Source organism: Amycolatopsis sp. NPDC104775 (genome assembly GCF_055583325.1).
This window is the reverse complement of sequence record NZ_JBVJOE010000013.1, coordinates 105,882-123,592: the sequence shown is the minus strand read 5'-3', so window position 1 is coordinate 123,592 and position 17,711 is coordinate 105,882. Positions and strand designations below refer to the sequence as shown.

Here is a 17,711-nt window from a genome sequence, read left to right as displayed (position 1 = left end):
GGGTCCGAGGTCGTCAGGCGACCGCCGCGAGTTCCCGGGTTGGCGTGACCGAGCCGACGACCCGGTTGCGGCCGCTGTTCTTCGCCGCGTACACCGCGGCGTCGGCCGCGGCCATCACTTCCTCGATGCTTGTCCCGTCCAGCGGGAACGCCGCCACCCCGATCGACGCGGTGCGGTTTTCGATCGAGACCGCTTCGCCTTCGTTCGTCTGCGTCGGGATCACCAGCTCGCTGATGCGCTGCCGGATCCGTTCCGCCGTCACGATCGCGTCTTCCTTCGACGTCGACGGCAGCAGCGCGACGAACTCCTCGCCGCCGAACCGGCCGACCAGGTCGTGCGCGCGGGTCTCCTGTTTCACCACCGCGGCAACGGCTTTGAGCACGTCGTCGCCCGCGAGGTGGCCGAACGTGTCGTTGATCCGCTTGAAGTGGTCGAGGTCGATCATCAGCGCGCCGAAGCTGCCGTTCTCGCGCTCGGCACGGGAGATCTCGCGCTGCGCGCCGTCCTGCCAGGTGGTGGCGTTGAGCAGCTGCGTTTTCTGGTCCGTGGTCGCGAGTTCCTCGAGCCGCTTGATCAGCATCGAGCGCTGCAGCACGTACAGCGGAAGAATCACCAGCACCGACAGCAGCGGTTCGTGGCTCAGCACCATCACGAGCAGTCCGCCGACGCACAGGGTCGCCAGTTCCAGCAGGTTGTCGTCCATCGTGCCGAGGCACGATTCGGCCGTCGCCTTCGCCGGGTCGGTCAGGTACAGACCAAGGCCGGTCAGCGCGGTGTTGACCAGGAAATAACCGAGCGCGCCCGCGACGACGGTGCTGACGCTGTGGCCGTCCGCGAGGTGTCCGGCCAGCGCGGCGCCGAAGCCGGACAGGATCATCGTGGTCGCGTTGGCCGCGACGCGGTGCGCCTCGCCGGGGCGCGTGCCGTTCCAGCTGCGGAACGCCAGGTAGACGTAGATGATCACGCCGAGGGCGGCCACCAGCTGCGGCGGCACCAGCAGCGCCGCCGGAAGCAGCCACACCGAGGTGACGGTGATGTGCGGGCCCTGGCTCAGCATCCGGCGCTGCCGCTCGATCTGCCGCGTGACCTCGGTTTGCGCGATGGCGAGGCCAGCGAGCATGCCGAGGATCCCGATCTGGCTGAGATTGACCGGAAACACCAGCGTGCTCACCACGGTGAGCACCACCGTGACGGCCATGCTCGTCAGCGTGACCGCGACCCACTGCCGCGGTCGCGACCAGAGCGACCACCGGGAAACCGCATCGCGCAGCCCCATACGTGAAAATTCCCCCAATGTGACCATTCTTCCCCCCGGGTCTTGCGCGGATCGACAGTGACACTCGCCTTACGCACAGTTTCAGACCGTTTGCCGCCTGTCCACAAGGGCCTTAGGTGTGTACATTTTTCCCGAACACGCCGGATGAAGGGTGACCAGCGATGCGCAGCAAGGAACAGTGACCGCGTAGCAGCACCGCAAGGTCGCGCAGGTCAGAGCCTCACGCGCGGGGCATGTCGGGGTATTCAGGCATGTTCGGCGCGTGTGGCTTCCTTCGCGGACCCCTCTTCGGCCTGCCCGGAAACGCTGCGCTGCCACGCGATCGCGAGCGGAATCGTGATCAGCAGGCCGGCCAATCCGAAGATCCCGACCGTCGTCTGGGCGCTCACGTGGTCCGCGATGACCCCGCCGATCAACGGCGTCACGCCCATCGTCGTGGTCAATCCGGTGTTCGACAGCCCCATCGTCTGCGCCCGGCTCTCGTCCGGAACCGCGACCGTCAGCGAAGCGGTCGCCTGCAGCAGCGCGATCGTGCCGAAGCCGCCGGAGATGACGAACAGAACCACCGAGACGATCGGACCTGGCTGCAGGAAGCACAGCAGCAGCGGGATCGCGGCGAGCGCGGTCATCGGGCCGATCAGCTTCGGCCGGATCCCGGCGGGCACCCAGCGCGTGTAGATGAACGTGAAGATCACGCTGCCCACCGGGTCGGCGGCGAGCAGGAAGCCGATCATTTCGGACCCGCCGCCCGAGGACGCGACGTAAGGCGCGGCGATGCCCTCGTACACCGGCATCAGCCCGGCGAGCCACGTGAAGATCATCAGCGAACGCAGCGCAGAGGTCGCGAAGGCGACCCGGCCGCCCGCGCTCAGCGACGAGAAGAACGGCTTGCGCTTTTCCCCGCTGGCCGCCGCGGGGCGGGCCTTGAGTCCGAAGCGGAGGAAGAGCGCGGAGAGCAGGAAGGTGCCCGCGTCGAGCACCAGGGCGAGGCGGGCGTCCATCGTGAGCAGCAGCGCGCCGCCGCCGGCGAACCCGAGCAGCTGCGCGGATTGGACGGTCATGCTCCGGATGCCCATGCCGACCACGAACCGGTCGCCCTCGAGCACCTGCGGCAGCAACGCCAGCTGAGACGCCTTGAACGGCGGATTCAGCAGCGAAACACAGCCGACGAGTACGCATAGCGCCCAGAACGGCAGTCCGGGAATGGCTACGCACAGAATCAGTGCCGCGCGAGTGAGGTCGACGGTGACCATGACCGCCCGGCGAGGGAAGCGGTCGGCGAAGCCGGTGAGGAAGATCCCGCCCAGCAGCGACGGGAAGAACGTGAGCGCGTAGGTGAGACCGGTCAGCGTCGCGGAACCGGTGTTGGCGTAGACCAGAACGGACAACGCGACCCGGGCAAGCTGGTCACCGGCGATCGACAGCAGTTCGCCGAACCACATCGCGCGGAACTCGGCGACTCCGAACACCTCGCGGAACGTGACCCGGTGTGGTGCTGTCGTCATGCGTGTTCTCCCCGCTGCTGTGCGCGGACTGTGCCGCACTGGTGACCAACGGGTGACCCTAGATCCTCCTGGTCACGGGCCGGTCACACGAAGTGAGTTGTCAAGCTCAGTGTCTCGTGACTGTTGGTGATTCTCTAGGTTCTTTCGCCGGTATCCGACCGGACACGATCAGTTCGCCACGTGTCCAAACGATAGCGCTCCGCACTCTCCGCTGGGGCCGGTTCGATCTTTGTGGTTTGTGCCACATCCGTTCGGGTGGAAGTCCGCAGTGTGGAACGGCCGCCGCCCGGCCGTCCAGCCGCGTAGCTTCGCCCGGGTGACCGCTCTCCCGCCGTTCACGCTCGCCATCGTGGGCGCCGGGCCTCGTGGGGTCGGCGTCCTCGAACGGCTGTCCGCGAACGCCGGTGGCCTGCTCGGCGACCGGCGGATCGAAGTCCACCTCATCGACCCGTTCCCGCCCGGCCCCGGCCGCGTGTGGCGGTACGAGCAGTCGCCGCTGCTGCGGATGAACTCGATGCCCGAGGACGTCACCGTGTTCACCGACGACACCGTCCGGATCGACGGTCCGGTGCGGCCGGGTCCGTCGCTGATCGAGTGGGTGCGGCAAGTCCGCGCGGGCACGCTCGCTTATCCAGTGCCGGACGACGTCCGCGCCGAATTCGAGACGCTCGCGTCCACGGATTTCCCGACCCGGCGGCTGCAGAGCCGGTACCTGGAGTGGTTCTACCGCAAGGTGGTGGCCGAACTGCCGCCCGGCATCACCGTGGTCGAACATCTCGCCACGGCCGAGAGCATCGACCACGACGAGACGGTGCGGCTTTCCGACGGCACGACCGTGGCCGCCGACGCCGTAGTGCTGACTGTCGGCCACCTCGACGCGGTGCCCGACGCGCGCGAACGCGAACTTGAGGCTTTCGCGGAGCAGCACGAGCTGTCGTACTACCCCGCCGGCTACACCGCCGACGTCGACTACTCCGGGGTGCCCGCCGGAGAACCGGTGCTAGTGCGCGGTTTCGGGCTCGCCTTCGTGGACCTGATGCTGTTGCTCACGGAGGGCCGCGGCGGCCGGTTCGAGGAGCTGCCGTGCGGCGGTCTGCGCTACCACCCGAGCGGTGCGGAGCCGGTGCTGCACGTCGGTTCGCGGCGTGGGGTTCCGTACCACGCGAAGACCGGCTACCGAATGCGCGGGAAACCGTTGCAGCTGCCCAGATTTTTCGATCAGCGAGCGATCGACGGACTGATCGGCCCGCTCGACTTCCGTGCGGACGTGTGGCCGCTCATCGCGAAGGAACTCGCCTGGGCGTATTACACCGAGCTGTTCACCGGGCATCCGGATCGCGTGCGCATGGATTTCGCGGTGTTCGCGGACAAATTCGTCGACCTGCCGTGGTTCTCGTCCGAAATGGACGCTTTGCTCACGGCCGCGGTGCCCGCGCTGGAAGATCGGCTCGACTTGGAGCGGCTGGATCGCCCGTTCGCTGACCGCCGTTTCGATTCGGGCGAAGAGTTCGGGAAAGCGGTACGCGAATACATCGAGTCCGACCTTGCCCGCCGGGCGGATGTGCATCACAGCGCGGACCTCGGAGCCTTCATGGCCCTGCTGTCAGTGATCGGCCAGTTGCCCGCACTGCTCGCGACCGGACGGCTGACCGCCGCGTCGCAAGTGTCCGATATGGACGGCTGGTTCCATGGCTTCTTCTCGTACTACGCAAGCGGTCCGCCGCCGCGTCGGCTCGATGAGTTGCTCGCCCTCGAAGACGCTGGCGTCGTCTCCTTCCTCGGGGCGGACATCTCGATCACCGCGGATGAGACGGCCGGGATGTTCGTCGCGTCGAGCACGAGCCACCCAGACACCGTCGCCGCACGTACGCTGATCGAGGCGCGGCTGCCGGTCGCGAGCGTCCCGAGAGTGTCCGACCCGCTGATGCGCAGCCTGCGGGACACCGGAGCATTGGTGGAGGAAACCGTGCCGGATGTCGACGGTTCAACGTTGCCGTCGGGCCGGATTGCCACGTCGCTGAACGACTTCCGATTGATCACTGTGGACGGAGCGAAGCATTCGCGACGGTTCGCGGTCGGCCCGCACACGAGCGTCCGCTCGGCGGCCGCCTTCACCCGGCCGCGCACGAATGCGCTCTCGTTCCGGCAGAATGACGCGCTGGCAAGGGAAATCCTGCGGCTGGCTAACCCTTGACCGTCGGTGCGATCTGCTGTGCCCACTCCCACGGTGCGGCGGTGTCGCCGGGCAGCGAGTTGAAGTACTCCCAGCCGTCGATGCCGCCGAAGTCCGGATACTTCTGGACAAGGCTGCCGACGGTGTTCTTGAGCGTCGGCAGATCGACGTAACCGCTGCAGTTGGCGGGATTCGTGACCGTTCCGGCGACGACTTTGCTCGCCGGGACAACGCCGCGGCCGATGATCTGGTCGTACCCCGAGGTATCGGCCAGCGAACCCCAGCCGCAGTAGAACTGGGTGTTGAACCAGGAAATCTGGTCGCCGCGCTCGCGGTAGAGCCGGTCGTAGTCGAGGCCGGAAAGACCGCCCCCGCCGCTGAGTTCGGTCGCGACCGGCGCAAGGGTGATCAGGAAGTCCGGGCCGAAGTCGTTGCGCAGCGCGTCGATCACCCGGTTCAGCGCGTCGTTCGACATCTGTTCCTCGACGTCGAGGTCGATGCCGGACAGCGAATGGTCGCGAATCAGGCTGCGCAGCAACGGATAGTAAGTGTCGAAATCCTGCTCCAGACGCTGGAAGCTGCCCTTCGCCGCGCCGCCGACGAAAGCGAGCGCGTGCACGCCTTTGCCTTGCATTGTGGCCAGGTCGGCCCACATCTGCGTGAATTTGGCGTCCGACGGCGGATCGTCGTTGAGCGTCATGGTTCCGCCGTCGTTGAGGTGCACGGCCCCGACGATCACGTCAGTGACGCCGGTGTCGTGGTCGGTGAGCCCCAACGGGGAGATGTACGACCCGTTTTGGTGCGCTGTCTGGTAGTAGACAACGACTCTGCGTCCGGTGGCCGCCGTCGCCGGGACCGCTCCGCAGAGCACCAGGAACACCGCCAGCACCGCCGCCGTGATCTTCCGCATGGGTTCGGACCCTAGGACGGCGACGGTGCCCGCGATAGGGCCGAAAGCGTCAGCAGCGCCCCAGCATGTCCGTCAGCGCAGATTTCTCCGCCGAATTCACGGTGAGCTTGAACTTGTACTTGACCGTCACCCACATTTTGGCGTAGGTGCACCAGTAGCCGGTGGACGGCGGCTTCCACTGGTCCGGCGACTTGTCGCCCTTTTCCTGGTTCACGTTGTCGGTCACCGCGATCAGCTGCGGATCGGACAGGTCATTGGCGTAGGCTTGGCGCTGGTCCTGGGTCCAGGAGGAGGCTCCGGTGCGCCATGCGTCGGCGAGCGGCACCACGTGGTCGATGTCCACATCGGACGGAGAGCTCCAGGTCGCCCCGTCGTAGGGCGAGGTCCACTTGCCGGACGTCGGATAACAGTCGGAGCCGACCTGGACGTTCGTGCCGTCCCGCTTGAGCACCAGCTCGCGCGTGTTGCAGCTGTTGCCCTGGTCGATCCAATGCGGGAATTTGTCGCGGCTGTAGCCGCTTTGCGAACCGTCCGGTTTCACGGTGAGACCGGCGAGCTGGCTTTTCGCGGTGTCCGCCGACGGGATGCCCGGCGGGGTGGCGTCGGCGACGCCGACCGTGACCGAGCCGAGCAGCGCGACGCCGGCCAGGACGGTCAAAGAGTTGCGAACTGTACGAGTGGTCGGCATATTTCTGCCTCCCTGGTCAGGTGCGGGACTGGTTCACCTTTGACCACGAAAGTGGCGTGCGCAACACCGTCAGGTGACAGGAAACCGACCTTCTGTAAACGGAAAGTCACCGAGAGTCCAAGTTCGTTTGACTCTTGCCCGGCGCTGGCGGGTCAGCCGCGGACTGCCCGGAGGTCGGCCGTATGCCGGTACCAGGTCCGCCTCGTGATCTCGCGTTCCTGCGGAACACCGTCGATGACCAGCGAAGACGTCGGAACGCAGCCGAGCTGGAAGGCGCGTCCGCGCACCGTCGAAGATCGCTTGAGGAACTTGCCGCGGGTGATTCGGGCGGTCACTCCGGACTCGTCCGGTGCGACCTCGATGCCGGAAACCAAGCCGTCGAAAGCCACCTGTTCGTCGCAATACGCCTGGCCCTTGACATCGCGCAGGGTCGCGTGCCCGAGCAGCACGCCGCCGGTGTCGTCGCGCACGAGCGGGATCTCGGTGTCATCACCCTTCCAGGCGAGCGCGAGCGCCTCGTCCGGGTCTGAGGGCAGCCGCCAGTGCACGGCGACGCGAGAGGCGGACTCCGCGGGCACGAAACCGACTGACACGCCCGGGAGGAGGTCGCGGCGCATGAGACGCACCACCACGGCGGCGAGGTCGGCGTCGGTGCCCAGCACGACGAGCCGGTCGTGTTCCCCCAGCAAGGGGTCGATTTCCGCCTTGCCGGGACGGCGTCCGGCATGCACCAGCGGGACGTCGCCGAGCCGCGCGGGCAGATCCGCCGCGGCACCGCAGGCCACCACTATTCCGCGCACCCCGGCGTCCTCCGTTAAAGTCATGCACCGGCATTTACCAGCGCCACCCGTGCCCCCGTCCGGGGTCACTATTCCTATTGCCGAACACCTGGAGTGTCACATGCCGGCCATCGTGCTGATCGGTGCCCAGTGGGGGGACGAGGGCAAGGGCAAGGCCACCGACCTGCTCGGCGACCGCGTCCAGTGGGTCGTCCGCTACCAGGGCGGCAACAACGCGGGCCACACGGTCGTGCTGCCGAACGGCGAGAACTTCGCGCTGCACCTCATCCCGTCCGGGATCCTGACGCCGGGGGTGACGAACGTCATCGGCAACGGCGTGGTCATCGACCCGGGCGTGCTGCTGGACGAACTGGCCGGCCTCGAAGAGCGCGACGTCGACACCAGCAAGCTGCTGATCTCGGCCGACGCGCATTTGATCATGCCCTACCACGTGGCGATCGACAAAGTCACCGAGCGCTATCTGGGCAGCCGCAAGATCGGCACCACCGGCCGCGGCATCGGGCCGTGCTACCAGGACAAGATCGCCCGCGTCGGCGTCCGCGTGCAGGACCTGCTGGACGAGAAGATCTTCCGGCAGAAGGTCGAGGCGGCACTGGAGTTCAAGAACCAGGTGCTGGTCAAGGTCTACAACCGCAAGGCGCTCGACGCCGACCAGGTCGCCGACGAGGTGCTCGCGGCGGGCGAGAAGTTCGCGCACCGCATCGCCGACACCCGGCTGCAGCTGAACCAGGCGCTGGAGCGCGGCGAGACGGTGCTGCTGGAGGGTTCGCAGGGCACGCTGCTCGACGTCGACCACGGCACGTACCCGTTCGTCACGTCGTCGAACCCGACCTCCGGCGGCGCGGGCTCGGGCTCGGGCATCGGCCCGGGCCGCATCACGACCGTGCTGGGCATCCTCAAGGCCTACACGACCCGCGTCGGCTCCGGTCCGTTCCCGACCGAACTGGACGACGAGTTCGGCGAGTACCTGCGCAAGCAGGGCGGCGAGTTCGGCGTCACCACCGGCCGCTCCCGGCGCACCGGCTGGTTCGACGCGGTGATCGCCCGCTACGCGGTGCGGGTCAACGGAATCACCGACTACTTCCTGACCAAGCTGGACGTGCTGTCCGGCCTGGAGAAGGTCCCGGTGTGCGTCGGCTACGAGGTGGACGGCTTCCGGACCTCGGACATGCCGATGACCCAGACCGACGTGCACCACGCGGTCCCGATCTACGAAGAGCTGCCGGGCTGGTTCGAGGACATCTCGAACTGCCGTACTTACGACGAGCTGCCCGCCAACGCGCGGGCTTACGTCGAGCGGATCGAGGAACTGTCGGGCGCGCGGGTTTCGGCGATCGGCGTCGGGCCGGGCCGGGAGCAGACGATCGTGCGGCACGAGTTCGCCTGATCTTGTTGCGTCCGCCGTCGGCCGTTCGATAAGAGCGGGATGACGACAGAGGGCGCTGCCGGGCCGGACCGGCCGCAGAAGCTGCCGGAGCTGCGGTGGTGGTGGGTAGCCGCTGCCGCCGCGGCGACCGCGATCCTGATCGCTGTCGCCACTTGGCTGCTGGTGCACCAAGTCGCGACGGCACCGACGGCGGACGCGGCCAGGGCCGAACTGGACGCCATCCGCACGGCGCTGAGCCTTGCGGTCGGCTCGGGCGGCGCGTTCGCGCTGTGGCTCGCGGCGCGGCGGCAGCGGTCGACGGAAATCCAGATCAAAGAGACGATCGCCGCCACCGCCGCGGACCAGCGGTACCGGGAACGGGTCCAGGTCGCGACCGAGTTCGACCTGACCGAGCGGCGGATCACCGAGCTGTACGCCAAGGCTGTCGAGCAGATCGGTTCGGACAAGGCCCCGGTGCGGCTCGGCGGGTTGTATGCGCTTGAACGGCTGGCCAACGCGAATCCGACGCTTCGGCAGGCGGTGGTCAACGTGATCTGCGCGTATCTGCGGATGCCGTTTCCGGAACCTTCGTGGGATTACGACCGGTCGCGAGCGGCCGATCTGGAAAACGGCATGTCGGAGGTCGAGCGACAGGAACGTGAGGAACTTCAGGTACGGCTTGCCGGGCAGCAGATGCTGGCGGACCACCTCCGGGAGGCGGACGGCTCTCCGGAGAAATGGGGTGCCCTTGATATCGATCTGAGCCGCGCGGTCTTGATCGACTTCCGGCCCGAGCGGTGCTCCGTAGGCAAAGCCGAGTTCAGCGGAACTCAGTTTTTGGTAGTGGCCAGGTTCGACCAGACCGTCTTTCACGGGGAAACCTGGTTCTACCAGTCCAATTTCGACCGGCTGGCGACCTTCTCCGGCGCGAAGTTTCTCGATCGGGCCGTCTTCACCGGCACGCGGTTCGGCTGGCGTCTCCTGGCGAAAGGCACGAGGTTTCTCGGCGGAGTCGCGTTCTATCGCGCGGAGTTCTGCGGGACGGGCGATTTCCGCGACGGGGAGTTCGCTCAATGCATCGAATTCGACCAGCCACCGAAGCTGATCGAACCGAGCGCCGAGTCTCTCGATGATACGTTGTCGTGGGACGAATTTCCCGGTACCCGCTTCAACTTCCAGGGTGCGAAGGCCGGGCAGCTGGCCACCGAACCGACGCTGCCCGACCGGTGGAGCGTTTCCGCTGACGGGACTTTCGCCTATCGCGGCGAACTAAATCCGTCGTGATCGGTGCCGTTCAGCGAACCGTGGTGCTGACTGGAGTTTGGTTGCGAAACAGGTCGAGCACCGGGCAGTGTTCGTCCACCGCGCGGCGGAGTTGTTCGTAGGCCTCGGGCGTGGCGGGGCCGTCGAGTTCCACGGACACTCGCACGTCGCTGAATCCGGGCCGGGTCGATTCGTCGAAGCCGAAGAAGCCGTGCAAGTCCAGGTCGCCGTCCACCTTCACGCGCACCGCCTCCAGCGGGATGCCGAGCCGGGCGGCCCAGAACTGGTACGTGATCACCTGGCAGGACCCGAGCGCGGCCAGCGCATACTCGACCGGGTTCGCCGCCTGGTCGGTGCCACCGAGGGCAGGCGGCTCGTCCACGGTGAACGCGTGGTCGCGCACCCGGACGTCCACCACTGTTGCGGTGTTCGGGGCCAGCGCGTGGTCGACGCTGAACGACACGGCCGCGTTGTGCCGGTCCGTCTGCACGGCTTGGCGGGTGCCGTCGATGACGTCGGTCAGTGACATCGATCCTCCTGGAGTCGTCGGGCGTCCAGGGTGCGGGTCCGCCGCGGCGCGGGCAGGGGCTCTCGTCGGCTGAGAACGCGACTGGCACAAAGTGGCGGGGTTGTTTCGGCTGGTGAGAAACCAGTAGTGCGCCTGAATAATTTGAAGGTATGAGCGTCGGACTGACCTTGCCCGCCCTTCCGCAGGCGAACATCACGGTGACCGAAGTGCTGGACCAGGCGCGCGAGGCCGAAGAGGCAGGCGCGGCATCGATCTGGTTCGCCCAATTGCCCTTGGCGCACGACGCGCTGACGGTGGCCGCGCTGGCCGGTCAGGTGACCTCGCGCATTGAGATCGGCACCTCCGTCGTGCCGATTTATCCACGGCACCCACTGGTGCTGGCCACCGCCGCGCGCACCGCGAGCGAGGCGTCCGGCGGGCGGTTCACGCTGGGCATCGGTCTTGGCGCGAAGAACTTCCTCGAACCCGTCTATGGCACGCCGTATCCGCCGCCGGTGCGGCACCTGCGCGAGTATCTGACCGCCTTGCGTGCGTTGTTTGCCGGGGAACAAGTCGACTTCACCGGTTCGACGGTGGAAGTGCACCTCTCGGAGCCAGCGCCAGCCGCGCCGGTCTCGGTGATCGTCGCCGCGATGGGACCGCAGGCGTTGCGGGTCACTGGTGAACTGGCCGATGGCACGCTGCCGTATCTGGCCAGCCCGCAGGCGATTTCGAAGCTGATCGTGCCCGGGATCGGTCCTGGCAAGCGGGTGATCGCCGCCGTTCCCGCCGTGGTGACCAATGACGTCGACGCGGTGCGCGAACTCGCGGCGAAGGAACTCGGTTTCTACGGTTCGATCCCGTCGTACCAGCGCATCCTGAAGGAGGGCGGCGTCGAGAGCGCGGCGGACTTGGTGTTGATCGGCGACGAGGAGACTGTCGCCGCCGGTGTGCAGCGCTACTTCGACGCCGGCGCGACCGACGTGCTGCTCACCCAGACCGCCCTGCACACCGACGAGGACCGGCGACGCACCTGGCGGTTGACCGGCGAGCTCAACTCATCCGGTTCATAAGGGTTGTCGTTACCGACATTTCCTCCAGATCGAGTTCGTGCAGCACCTTTTGCAGGACGTCGTCGTCAAGGCGGCCGGCGCGGTTCTCCTCGATCATCGCCGCACGCTGGGTGATGAGGAGTTCCCGCCGCGCCTTGGCGAACTGCGCCTGCGGACTGTCGCGGCGTTCCTCCCCGGACAACGTGATCGCGGCCTGCGCGAACCGGTAACGGGCGTCCACCATGCGTTCCAGCCGTTGTTCGAGCCGCTTCATCTTCTCCGGCTCAATGTCTAATGTGGACAGTTGGTTGCGGGCGAGCTCGCGCAGCCGTTCGTGCGCGGCCTTCTGCGCGACCTCGCGCGCGGCCAGCTCCTCGGCCTGATCGCGGGCGGCTTCATCCGGGTCCTGGACCTTGAGCAGCCGAATCAGCGGAGGCAGCGTGAGGCCTTGGATGAGCACGGTCCCGACCGCGACGGCGAACGCGAACAGCTGAATCTCGGCGCGCCCCGGAGTGTCCGCGGGAACACCGGACGCGGCCGCGATGGTGACCACGCCGCGCATGCCCGTCCAGGAGATCACCGCCAGCGAACGCCAAGCTGGCGGATCGTGCTTGGTGCGCCTGAGAAGTTGCAGCGACCGGGGCAGGTAGCTGGACAGGAAGACAGCGGGAATCCGCACGAACATCGTCGCGAACAACACGATGATCGCGGACAAGGCGAGCGTCCCATTGTCCCGCGCGGCATGCTGCGCCCCGTCGAGCACGAACGGCAGTTGCAGTGCCATCAACGCGAACACCAGTGCCTCGAGCATGACGTCGATCGAGGCCCAGACAGACCGATCCTGTACCCGCGTCGCCGGCGACGCCCGCAACGACCGATGCCCGAGGAACAACCCCGCCGTGACGACCGCCAGCACCCCGGACCCGCTGAACTCCGCCCCGAACGGATGCAGATGCTCCGCGGTGACGTACGCCGCGAACGGCACCACGATCCCGAACGCCGATTCGAGCAGCGGATCGTCCAGCCTCGCGCGGATCAGCTCGACGACCCCGCCCGCGACCAGCCCGACCAGAATGCCGACCACCGTCGCGACGGCGAAGACCGCGAACCCGTGCCCGAGCGACCCCGCCGTCCCGGCCACCGCCGCGAGCGCGACCTTGTACAGCGTCAGCGCGGCCGCGTCGTTGACCAGGCTTTCGCCGGTGAGCACCGTCATCACGCCCCGCGGCAACCCAAGCCGCCGCCCGATCGCGACCGCCGTCACCGCGTCCGGCGGAGACACGACCGCCCCGAGCACCAGCGCCGACGCCCACGGCAAATCGGGCAGCAGCAGATGCACGACGAAGGCGATCACGAACGCGGTCGCCACCACGAGCAGCACGCCGAGCGTGATGATCGGCCGCAGATTCGCACGAAAGTGGGAGATCGAACTCTCCAGCGACGTCGAGTACAGCAGCGGCGGCAACACGACGGTCAGGATCAGCTCGGGCTCCAGCTCGACCCGCGGAACGCCGGGAATCAACGCGATCCCCAGCCCGACCACCACGATGAGCAGCGGCGCGGACAGGTTGAACCGCCGGGCGACCGCGGTCAGCCCCAGCGACCCGGCGAGCACGCCGACCAGCGTCAAGGTCTCCATGCTTCGCATCTTGACTCATGAATCCGGTGTGGCCCGGATGTCGTGGGTTCGTGTCGGGACTCCTTTCGGGGTGAGGCGGGCGGAGGGGATCGCGGGCGGTGGGTGGTTCGTGGGTGGGCTGCGTGGGGCGTTCGTGCGTGGGCCTTTCCGGATCGGGCAGCGGTTGCCGGGTGGTGGGTGGAGCGACGGTGGGGCCTGGGACTCGCTGTTGGGCGTGGCTTGCGGCGCCCATGGGGTTAGTCGGTCGGACAGTGGCCTGACATGGGCGTGGCGGTTGGCGGACGGCGGCGGGTGGGCAGGGTGCTGCCCGGGCCGGGTCGCAGGCGGACGGGAACAAGCGGGCCGCGGCACGGCGGTGGTTGGCGGCGTGCCGCTCGGGCGAGACGCGGGTGGATGGGCGGTGGGTTGCGTCGACGCGATAGTCGTTGGCGGACAGGGAGTGGGCAGTGTGCTGTTACAGGGTTCGAGGGCGGGTGGGATGGCCGCTTGGCGTTGACGCGGCGGCAGGTTGCGAACGCGTCCGGTGGCCGGGAGGGCTGCCTGGCGTTGACGCGGAGGCGGGGCGCGAATGCGGTCGGTGGATGGGATGGCGCTTGGCGTGGACGCGAAGGCGGGTTGCGAACGCGGCCGGTGGCGGAGCGGGTGTCGCCGTGGAGCCGGTTGGTGAGCGGGTGCCTCGCCTCGGCGCGGAGGAACGTGATCGTTGGTCCACCCCTCGGCGCGGTGCGGAGGTGCCGGGATGGCGGTTCGGTGAACGGCCGACCCTGGCTCCCGTTCGCGGGCACCAGTCAGGCACGCGGTGGAGCGAAACCGGACAGCGCGAAACTGGACAGCGCGAAACCGGGCGGAGAACGATCGGCCGTCTCGAGAACCTCCGGGACTACCCGAGTTCCTTGAGTTCCTTTTCCACCGCGGCCAATTCCTCCGCCGATCCCTGCACCTTCGGGCCGGTGAACCACTTCCGTGCCGACAAGGCCCACCATAGGGCCGCGCCGCCCAGGACTACCAGGAAGGCGATTGGCGTGTAGTTGAACGTGTCCACGGTGATGGGACTCGCTTGCGGCAGCATGAAGAGCACGAAGATCACCACGACCCACGCTGTCGCGACGATGCCGATCGGTTTGCCCCAGCGGCCCAGGTTCCACGGGCCTTTCTCGAAGCTGTCGCCGCGGCGGACGCGGAGGAAGACAGGGATCACGTACGCGACATACAAACCCACTGTCGCGATCGACGTGACTGCCGCGTAAGCCGTCGCGCTCCACAGGTACGGCAGTGCCAGCACCAGTGCGCCGCCCGTTGCCAGCCATACTGCGTTGGTCGGCGTTTGGGTTCGTTTGTTGATGCTGTGCCACATCTTCGAGCCCGGGATCGCGCCGTCTCGGGCGAAGGCGTAGATCATGCGGGAGTTCGCGGTCACTGAGGCCATGCCGCAGAACAGCTGTGCGCCGATGCAGATCAGGAGCAGGAATTTGCCGGTGACCGCACCGGTCGCGTCGATGAAGATCTGCGCTGGCGGCACGCCAGTGGCCGAGTTGACGGCTCCGTCGTAGTTCTGGATCGCGAACGTCAGGCCGATCAGCAGGATCCAGCCCGCGACCAGCGAGACGAGAATCGAGTTGATGATTCCGCGCGGACCCGCCTTCGCGGCGTTCTTGGTTTCCTCCGTCATGTGCGCCGAGGCGTCGTAGCCAGTGAGGGTGTACTGCGCCAGCAGCAAACCGAGCAAGAACACGTAGGGCGCGGAACCCCAGCCGGTCTGGTTCACGAAGCTGCCGAATACGAACGACGCGCTTTGATGCTTCGCCGGCACGAACACGAGCACGCCCACGATCACCAGCACGCCCAGCAGATGCCACCACACGCTGACGCTGTTCAGCACCGCCACCACTCGCACGCCGAAGGTGTTCAGCACCCCGTGCACGACGAGAATGATGGCCAGCAGCAAAATCGTGTGGCCCGGCGTCGCGGTGAAGCCCCACTGCAAATCGAGGAACGCGTTGAGGAAGAGCGCGGCGCCGAAATCGATGCCGGCGGTGACCGCGATCTGCCCGATCAGGTTGAACCAGCCGGTGAACCACGACCACGCCGGGCCGTTGCGGGTCGCCAGTTTCGCGGCCCAGTAGTAGAGCCCGCCCGCGGTCGGGTAGCTCGAGCACACCTCCGCCATGCCCAGCCCGACCAGCACCACGAACACCCCGACCAGCGGCCAGCCCCAGATCATCGCCGCGGGGCCGCCGGTCTTCATGCCGAAGCCGTACAGCGTCAGGCAGCCGGAGAGGATCGAGATGATCGTGAACGACACGGCGAAGTTCGAGAACGCCGACATCGTGCGTTTGAGTTCTTGCGCGTAGCCGAGCGCGTGCAGGCGAGCGCTGTCTTCGTCGGGTTGTCCGGTCTGCTGGTCGGAGACATCCATCGGGCACCCACCTGAAAGGTATGCGGACAGACCATTGAGAGTGCGCAGAAGTTAGCCCTCCCGGTTCACGGGTGTCAAGGTTTCGCTGGTGGCTGGGCGAAAGCTCCTCCGAACGGCGCAGGGCGGCCCGGGTTTCGGTGATCACCATAAGTCCAGTATGTCGAACGAATGTTCGAGAGCGCATCACTCGAACCGGTCGTCTGCGGGATGGGTGAGCACGCGGGCCATGATTCGCCGGTGAACGCCGAAGAAGTGGTGGCGATTGAACTCGCTGAGGATGAGCGCGAGGTGCTGCGGTGCGGACTGGCTGAATGGGGCGGACCAGCGCACTGCACCGAGGCGCTCGCGGTGGCGATGGATTTTCGGAGCGTGGCTGATCTGCACGAGGAGAGGCTTCGTCTGCGAGCGGCGCTCGTCGCTGGTGCTCCGCTCAGTCCTCGGGACTGGCGGCGGCTGGTGGTGGCTACCGAAATCGTGTTCGCCAGCGACGTGTTCGGTTCCGGGATGGATTGGCCGATCACGACCGGATTCTCGGATGAGGAGACGATCAAGATCCTGCGGCGGTTGCAACGGACGATCGCCCGCGCGCTCCGCGGAGCGCTGCATCGTCAGGATGACTGAGTATCTCGTCCTGGACGGTACGACGATGTCGACGGGCACCTTGTCCGCCGCTTCCCGGTCCAGATGTGAAAAGGCCCGCCGATGACACGAATGTCACCGGCGGGCCGGAAAGAAAACCTAATCCTGCAAAGGAAAATCAGCGACCGGTGAAGTCCCGCACCGACTCCAGCGCGGTGTCCGGCTGGTCGGCGAAGAACCCGTCGACCCCGGCCTTGAGGAACGCCGCTTCCTCCGCGAACACGTTGCCGAACGCGCTCGGGCTGGCCGAGGAGCGCAGGTTCGCCGGAAGGAACGGGTTTTCGTTGCGGAAGGTGTAGGGCTGCACCTCAAGCCCGGCGCGGTGCGCGTCGGCGATCAGCGTGGTCGGCTTGCCGAGGTTGTCCTGCGCGTCCCGCGGGATGATCTGCCCCTTCTCCGGGCCGAGGTACTTCGCGTACTTCGCGATCTCGCGCAGGCCGGCGGGCGTGACCAGGTCGGCGTAGGTGCGCTTGTCGCCCTTCGCGACGAAGTCGGCCGGAGCGCCCTTCGCCTCGGTCAGCTGCAGCAGCGGCACTCGCACCTGCTTGTGCAGCTCCTGCAGGTTCGACACCTCGAACGACTGGATGATCACCGGCGCGTTCGGCCGGTTCAGGCCGTTGCGATTGAGAATCGACACCAGCTTCGGCTCGGTCGTGTTGCCGATCGACGAGAAGTACGTCGAGTGCTTGACCTCCGGGTAGGTGCCCAGCGTCCGGTGCAGCTCGTGGCCGAGCCGCCGGGTCAGGTCGAGCACCTCCTGGTACGTCGCGATCCGGTAGCGGCCGTCGTAGAGCTGGTTGTTCGGCCGGTTCTGCGGGATCCGCTCCTTGGCGTAGAGCGTTTTCAGCTCGGCCAGGGTGAAGTCCTCGGTGAACCAGCCGGTCATCTTGGTTCCGTCGATGACCTTCGTGGTCTTGCGCGAGGCGAACTCCGGATGGGCCGCGACGTCGGTGGTGCCGCTGATTTCCGGTTCGTGCCGGGCGACGAGCTGGCCGTCCTTGGTCGGCACCAGGTCGACGTCGACGTAGTCCACCCCCATCCGCCAGGCGAGTTCGTACGACGCGAGCGTGTGCTCCGGGCGGTAGCCGGGCGCGCCCCGGTGTCCGACGATCACCGGGCCATCGTGCCGGGGACCGTGCGCGGCCGCACCCGCGGCCGTGTCCTCGCTCGCGGCCGCCGGGCCGATCGCGAGACCGGCGACGCCGAGCAGGGCCAGGCCGGACAGGGCGAGCACGCCGAGGCGTTTGCGCTTCATGGGGGGACCTTTCTCTACCGGGCGATCCGCAGTTCGCCACGACTACCGCGTCACCCTCACCGTCGCAAGCGTCGCGCGCGCGGCACCAGCCGGACGGGCGGTTGACAACCGGGTAAACGGTGGATGGCGGCCGAATCCGGACACCGTTCTCCCAGGGCTGAGCACCCACCGGACCAGTCGCGTACCTGGTCTGGGCCGGGGGTCGCGGACGGCGCGCTCCC

Annotated in this window: 14 protein-coding genes; 5 read left to right on the top strand and 9 right to left on the bottom strand. The window is 67.3% G+C overall.

What is annotated here, in order from left to right:
* Positions 1-13 precede the first annotated feature (13 nt).
* Together ACZ63D_RS38835 and ACZ63D_RS38830 are read right to left on the bottom strand one after the other, a co-directional pair.
* Positions 14-1,198 carry a GGDEF domain-containing protein gene (locus ACZ63D_RS38835; protein ID WP_465359318.1) on the bottom strand — a complete coding sequence of 395 codons (1,185 nt, stop codon included), beginning with the start codon at positions 1,196-1,198 and terminating at the stop codon, positions 14-16.
* Between the two features lie 323 nt (positions 1,199-1,521).
* Positions 1,522-2,781 (bottom strand): MFS transporter, encoded by a 1,260-nt coding sequence (locus tag ACZ63D_RS38830; RefSeq protein ID WP_465359317.1) that lies wholly within the window; start codon positions 2,779-2,781, stop codon positions 1,522-1,524.
* 316 nt (positions 2,782-3,097) lie between these two features.
* Here ACZ63D_RS38830 and ACZ63D_RS38825 point away from each other — a divergent pair, with 316 nt between their 5' ends.
* Complete coding sequence (locus ACZ63D_RS38825) at positions 3,098-4,975, top strand: FAD/NAD(P)-binding protein (protein ID WP_465359316.1); 1,878 nt, start codon at positions 3,098-3,100, stop codon at positions 4,973-4,975.
* Here the strand turns inward: ACZ63D_RS38825 and ACZ63D_RS38820 are convergent.
* The 3 genes from ACZ63D_RS38820 to ACZ63D_RS38810 form a co-directional block, all read right to left on the bottom strand.
* Positions 4,965-5,864 (bottom strand): glycosyl hydrolase family 18 protein, encoded by a 900-nt coding sequence (locus tag ACZ63D_RS38820; RefSeq protein ID WP_465359315.1) that lies wholly within the window; start codon positions 5,862-5,864, stop codon positions 4,965-4,967. The genes ACZ63D_RS38825 and ACZ63D_RS38820 overlap by 11 nt on opposite strands.
* 49 nt (positions 5,865-5,913) lie before the next feature.
* A complete protein-coding gene (locus ACZ63D_RS38815) occupies positions 5,914-6,552 on the bottom strand; it encodes an HNH endonuclease family protein (protein WP_465359314.1) in 639 nt (212 codons plus the stop codon).
* 152 nt (positions 6,553-6,704) lie between these two features.
* On the bottom strand, positions 6,705-7,376 hold the full coding sequence (locus tag ACZ63D_RS38810) for a hypothetical protein (protein WP_465359313.1): 672 nt from the start codon (positions 7,374-7,376) through the stop codon (positions 6,705-6,707).
* A 76-nt stretch (positions 7,377-7,452) separates the two neighbouring features.
* Between ACZ63D_RS38810 and ACZ63D_RS38805 the strand changes: the two genes are divergently transcribed.
* Both ACZ63D_RS38805 and ACZ63D_RS38800 read left to right on the top strand, forming a co-directional pair.
* Complete coding sequence (locus ACZ63D_RS38805) at positions 7,453-8,739, top strand: adenylosuccinate synthase (RefSeq protein WP_465359312.1); 1,287 nt, start codon at positions 7,453-7,455, stop codon at positions 8,737-8,739.
* A 39-nt stretch (positions 8,740-8,778) separates the two neighbouring features.
* Positions 8,779-10,002, top strand: a complete 1,224-nt coding sequence (locus tag ACZ63D_RS38800; RefSeq protein ID WP_465359311.1) for a pentapeptide repeat-containing protein — start codon at positions 8,779-8,781, stop codon at positions 10,000-10,002.
* Positions 10,003-10,012: 10 nt separating this feature from the next.
* Here ACZ63D_RS38800 and ACZ63D_RS38795 read toward each other — a convergent pair whose 3' ends face one another.
* Positions 10,013-10,510 carry an OsmC family protein gene (locus ACZ63D_RS38795; protein ID WP_465359310.1) on the bottom strand — a complete coding sequence of 166 codons (498 nt, stop codon included), beginning with the start codon at positions 10,508-10,510 and terminating at the stop codon, positions 10,013-10,015.
* 149 nt (positions 10,511-10,659) lie between these two features.
* On the opposite strand from ACZ63D_RS38795, the gene ACZ63D_RS38790 reads away from it, so the two are divergent.
* Positions 10,660-11,562, top strand: coding sequence for a TIGR03564 family F420-dependent LLM class oxidoreductase (locus tag ACZ63D_RS38790; protein ID WP_465359309.1), 903 nt, complete (start codon positions 10,660-10,662; stop codon positions 11,560-11,562).
* Here the strand turns inward: ACZ63D_RS38790 and ACZ63D_RS38785 are convergent.
* Both ACZ63D_RS38785 and ACZ63D_RS38780 read right to left on the bottom strand, forming a co-directional pair.
* Complete coding sequence (locus tag ACZ63D_RS38785) at positions 11,543-13,180, bottom strand: Na+/H+ antiporter (protein WP_465359308.1); 1,638 nt, start codon at positions 13,178-13,180, stop codon at positions 11,543-11,545. The two genes, ACZ63D_RS38790 and ACZ63D_RS38785, sit on opposite strands and share 20 nt — an antisense overlap.
* 880 nt (positions 13,181-14,060) lie before the next feature.
* A complete protein-coding gene (locus ACZ63D_RS38780) occupies positions 14,061-15,596 on the bottom strand; it encodes an amino acid permease (protein WP_465359307.1) in 1,536 nt (511 codons plus the stop codon).
* Positions 15,597-15,833: 237 nt separating this feature from the next.
* Here ACZ63D_RS38780 and ACZ63D_RS38775 point away from each other — a divergent pair, with 237 nt between their 5' ends.
* On the top strand, positions 15,834-16,217 hold the full coding sequence (locus ACZ63D_RS38775) for a hypothetical protein (RefSeq protein ID WP_465359306.1): 384 nt from the start codon (positions 15,834-15,836) through the stop codon (positions 16,215-16,217).
* 136 nt (positions 16,218-16,353) lie between these two features.
* On the opposite strand, the gene ACZ63D_RS38770 is transcribed toward ACZ63D_RS38775, so the two are convergent.
* Complete coding sequence (locus ACZ63D_RS38770) at positions 16,354-17,490, bottom strand: glycerophosphodiester phosphodiesterase (RefSeq protein ID WP_465359305.1); 1,137 nt, start codon at positions 17,488-17,490, stop codon at positions 16,354-16,356.
* Positions 17,491-17,711 lie beyond the last annotated feature (221 nt).

Bases quoted from the DNA above. Each gene is read 5' to 3' on its own strand.
- ACZ63D_RS38830 (WP_465359317.1), bottom strand. From the start codon at position 2,781: ATGACGACAGCACCACACCGGGTCACGTTCCGCGAGGTGTTCGGAGTC.
- ACZ63D_RS38785 (WP_465359308.1), bottom strand. From the start codon at position 13,180: ATGGAGACCTTGACGCTGGTCGGCGTGCTCGCCGGGTCGCTGGGGCTG.
- ACZ63D_RS38815 (WP_465359314.1), bottom strand. From the start codon at position 6,552: ATGCCGACCACTCGTACAGTTCGCAACTCTTTGACCGTCCTGGCCGGC.
- ACZ63D_RS38800 (WP_465359311.1), top strand. From the start codon at position 8,779: ATGACGACAGAGGGCGCTGCCGGGCCGGACCGGCCGCAGAAGCTGCCG.
- ACZ63D_RS38835 (WP_465359318.1), bottom strand. From the start codon at position 1,198: ATGGCCGTCACGGTGGTGCTCACCGTGGTGAGCACGCTGGTGTTTCCG.
- ACZ63D_RS38810 (WP_465359313.1), bottom strand. From the start codon at position 7,376: ATGACTTTAACGGAGGACGCCGGGGTGCGCGGAATAGTGGTGGCCTGC.
- ACZ63D_RS38770 (WP_465359305.1), bottom strand. From the start codon at position 17,490: ATGAAGCGCAAACGCCTCGGCGTGCTCGCCCTGTCCGGCCTGGCCCTG.
- ACZ63D_RS38780 (WP_465359307.1), bottom strand. From the start codon at position 15,596: ATGGATGTCTCCGACCAGCAGACCGGACAACCCGACGAAGACAGCGCT.
- ACZ63D_RS38795 (WP_465359310.1), bottom strand. From the start codon at position 10,510: ATGTCACTGACCGACGTCATCGACGGCACCCGCCAAGCCGTGCAGACG.
- ACZ63D_RS38820 (WP_465359315.1), bottom strand. From the start codon at position 5,864: ATGCGGAAGATCACGGCGGCGGTGCTGGCGGTGTTCCTGGTGCTCTGC.
- ACZ63D_RS38805 (WP_465359312.1), top strand. From the start codon at position 7,453: ATGCCGGCCATCGTGCTGATCGGTGCCCAGTGGGGGGACGAGGGCAAG.
- ACZ63D_RS38790 (WP_465359309.1), top strand. From the start codon at position 10,660: ATGAGCGTCGGACTGACCTTGCCCGCCCTTCCGCAGGCGAACATCACG.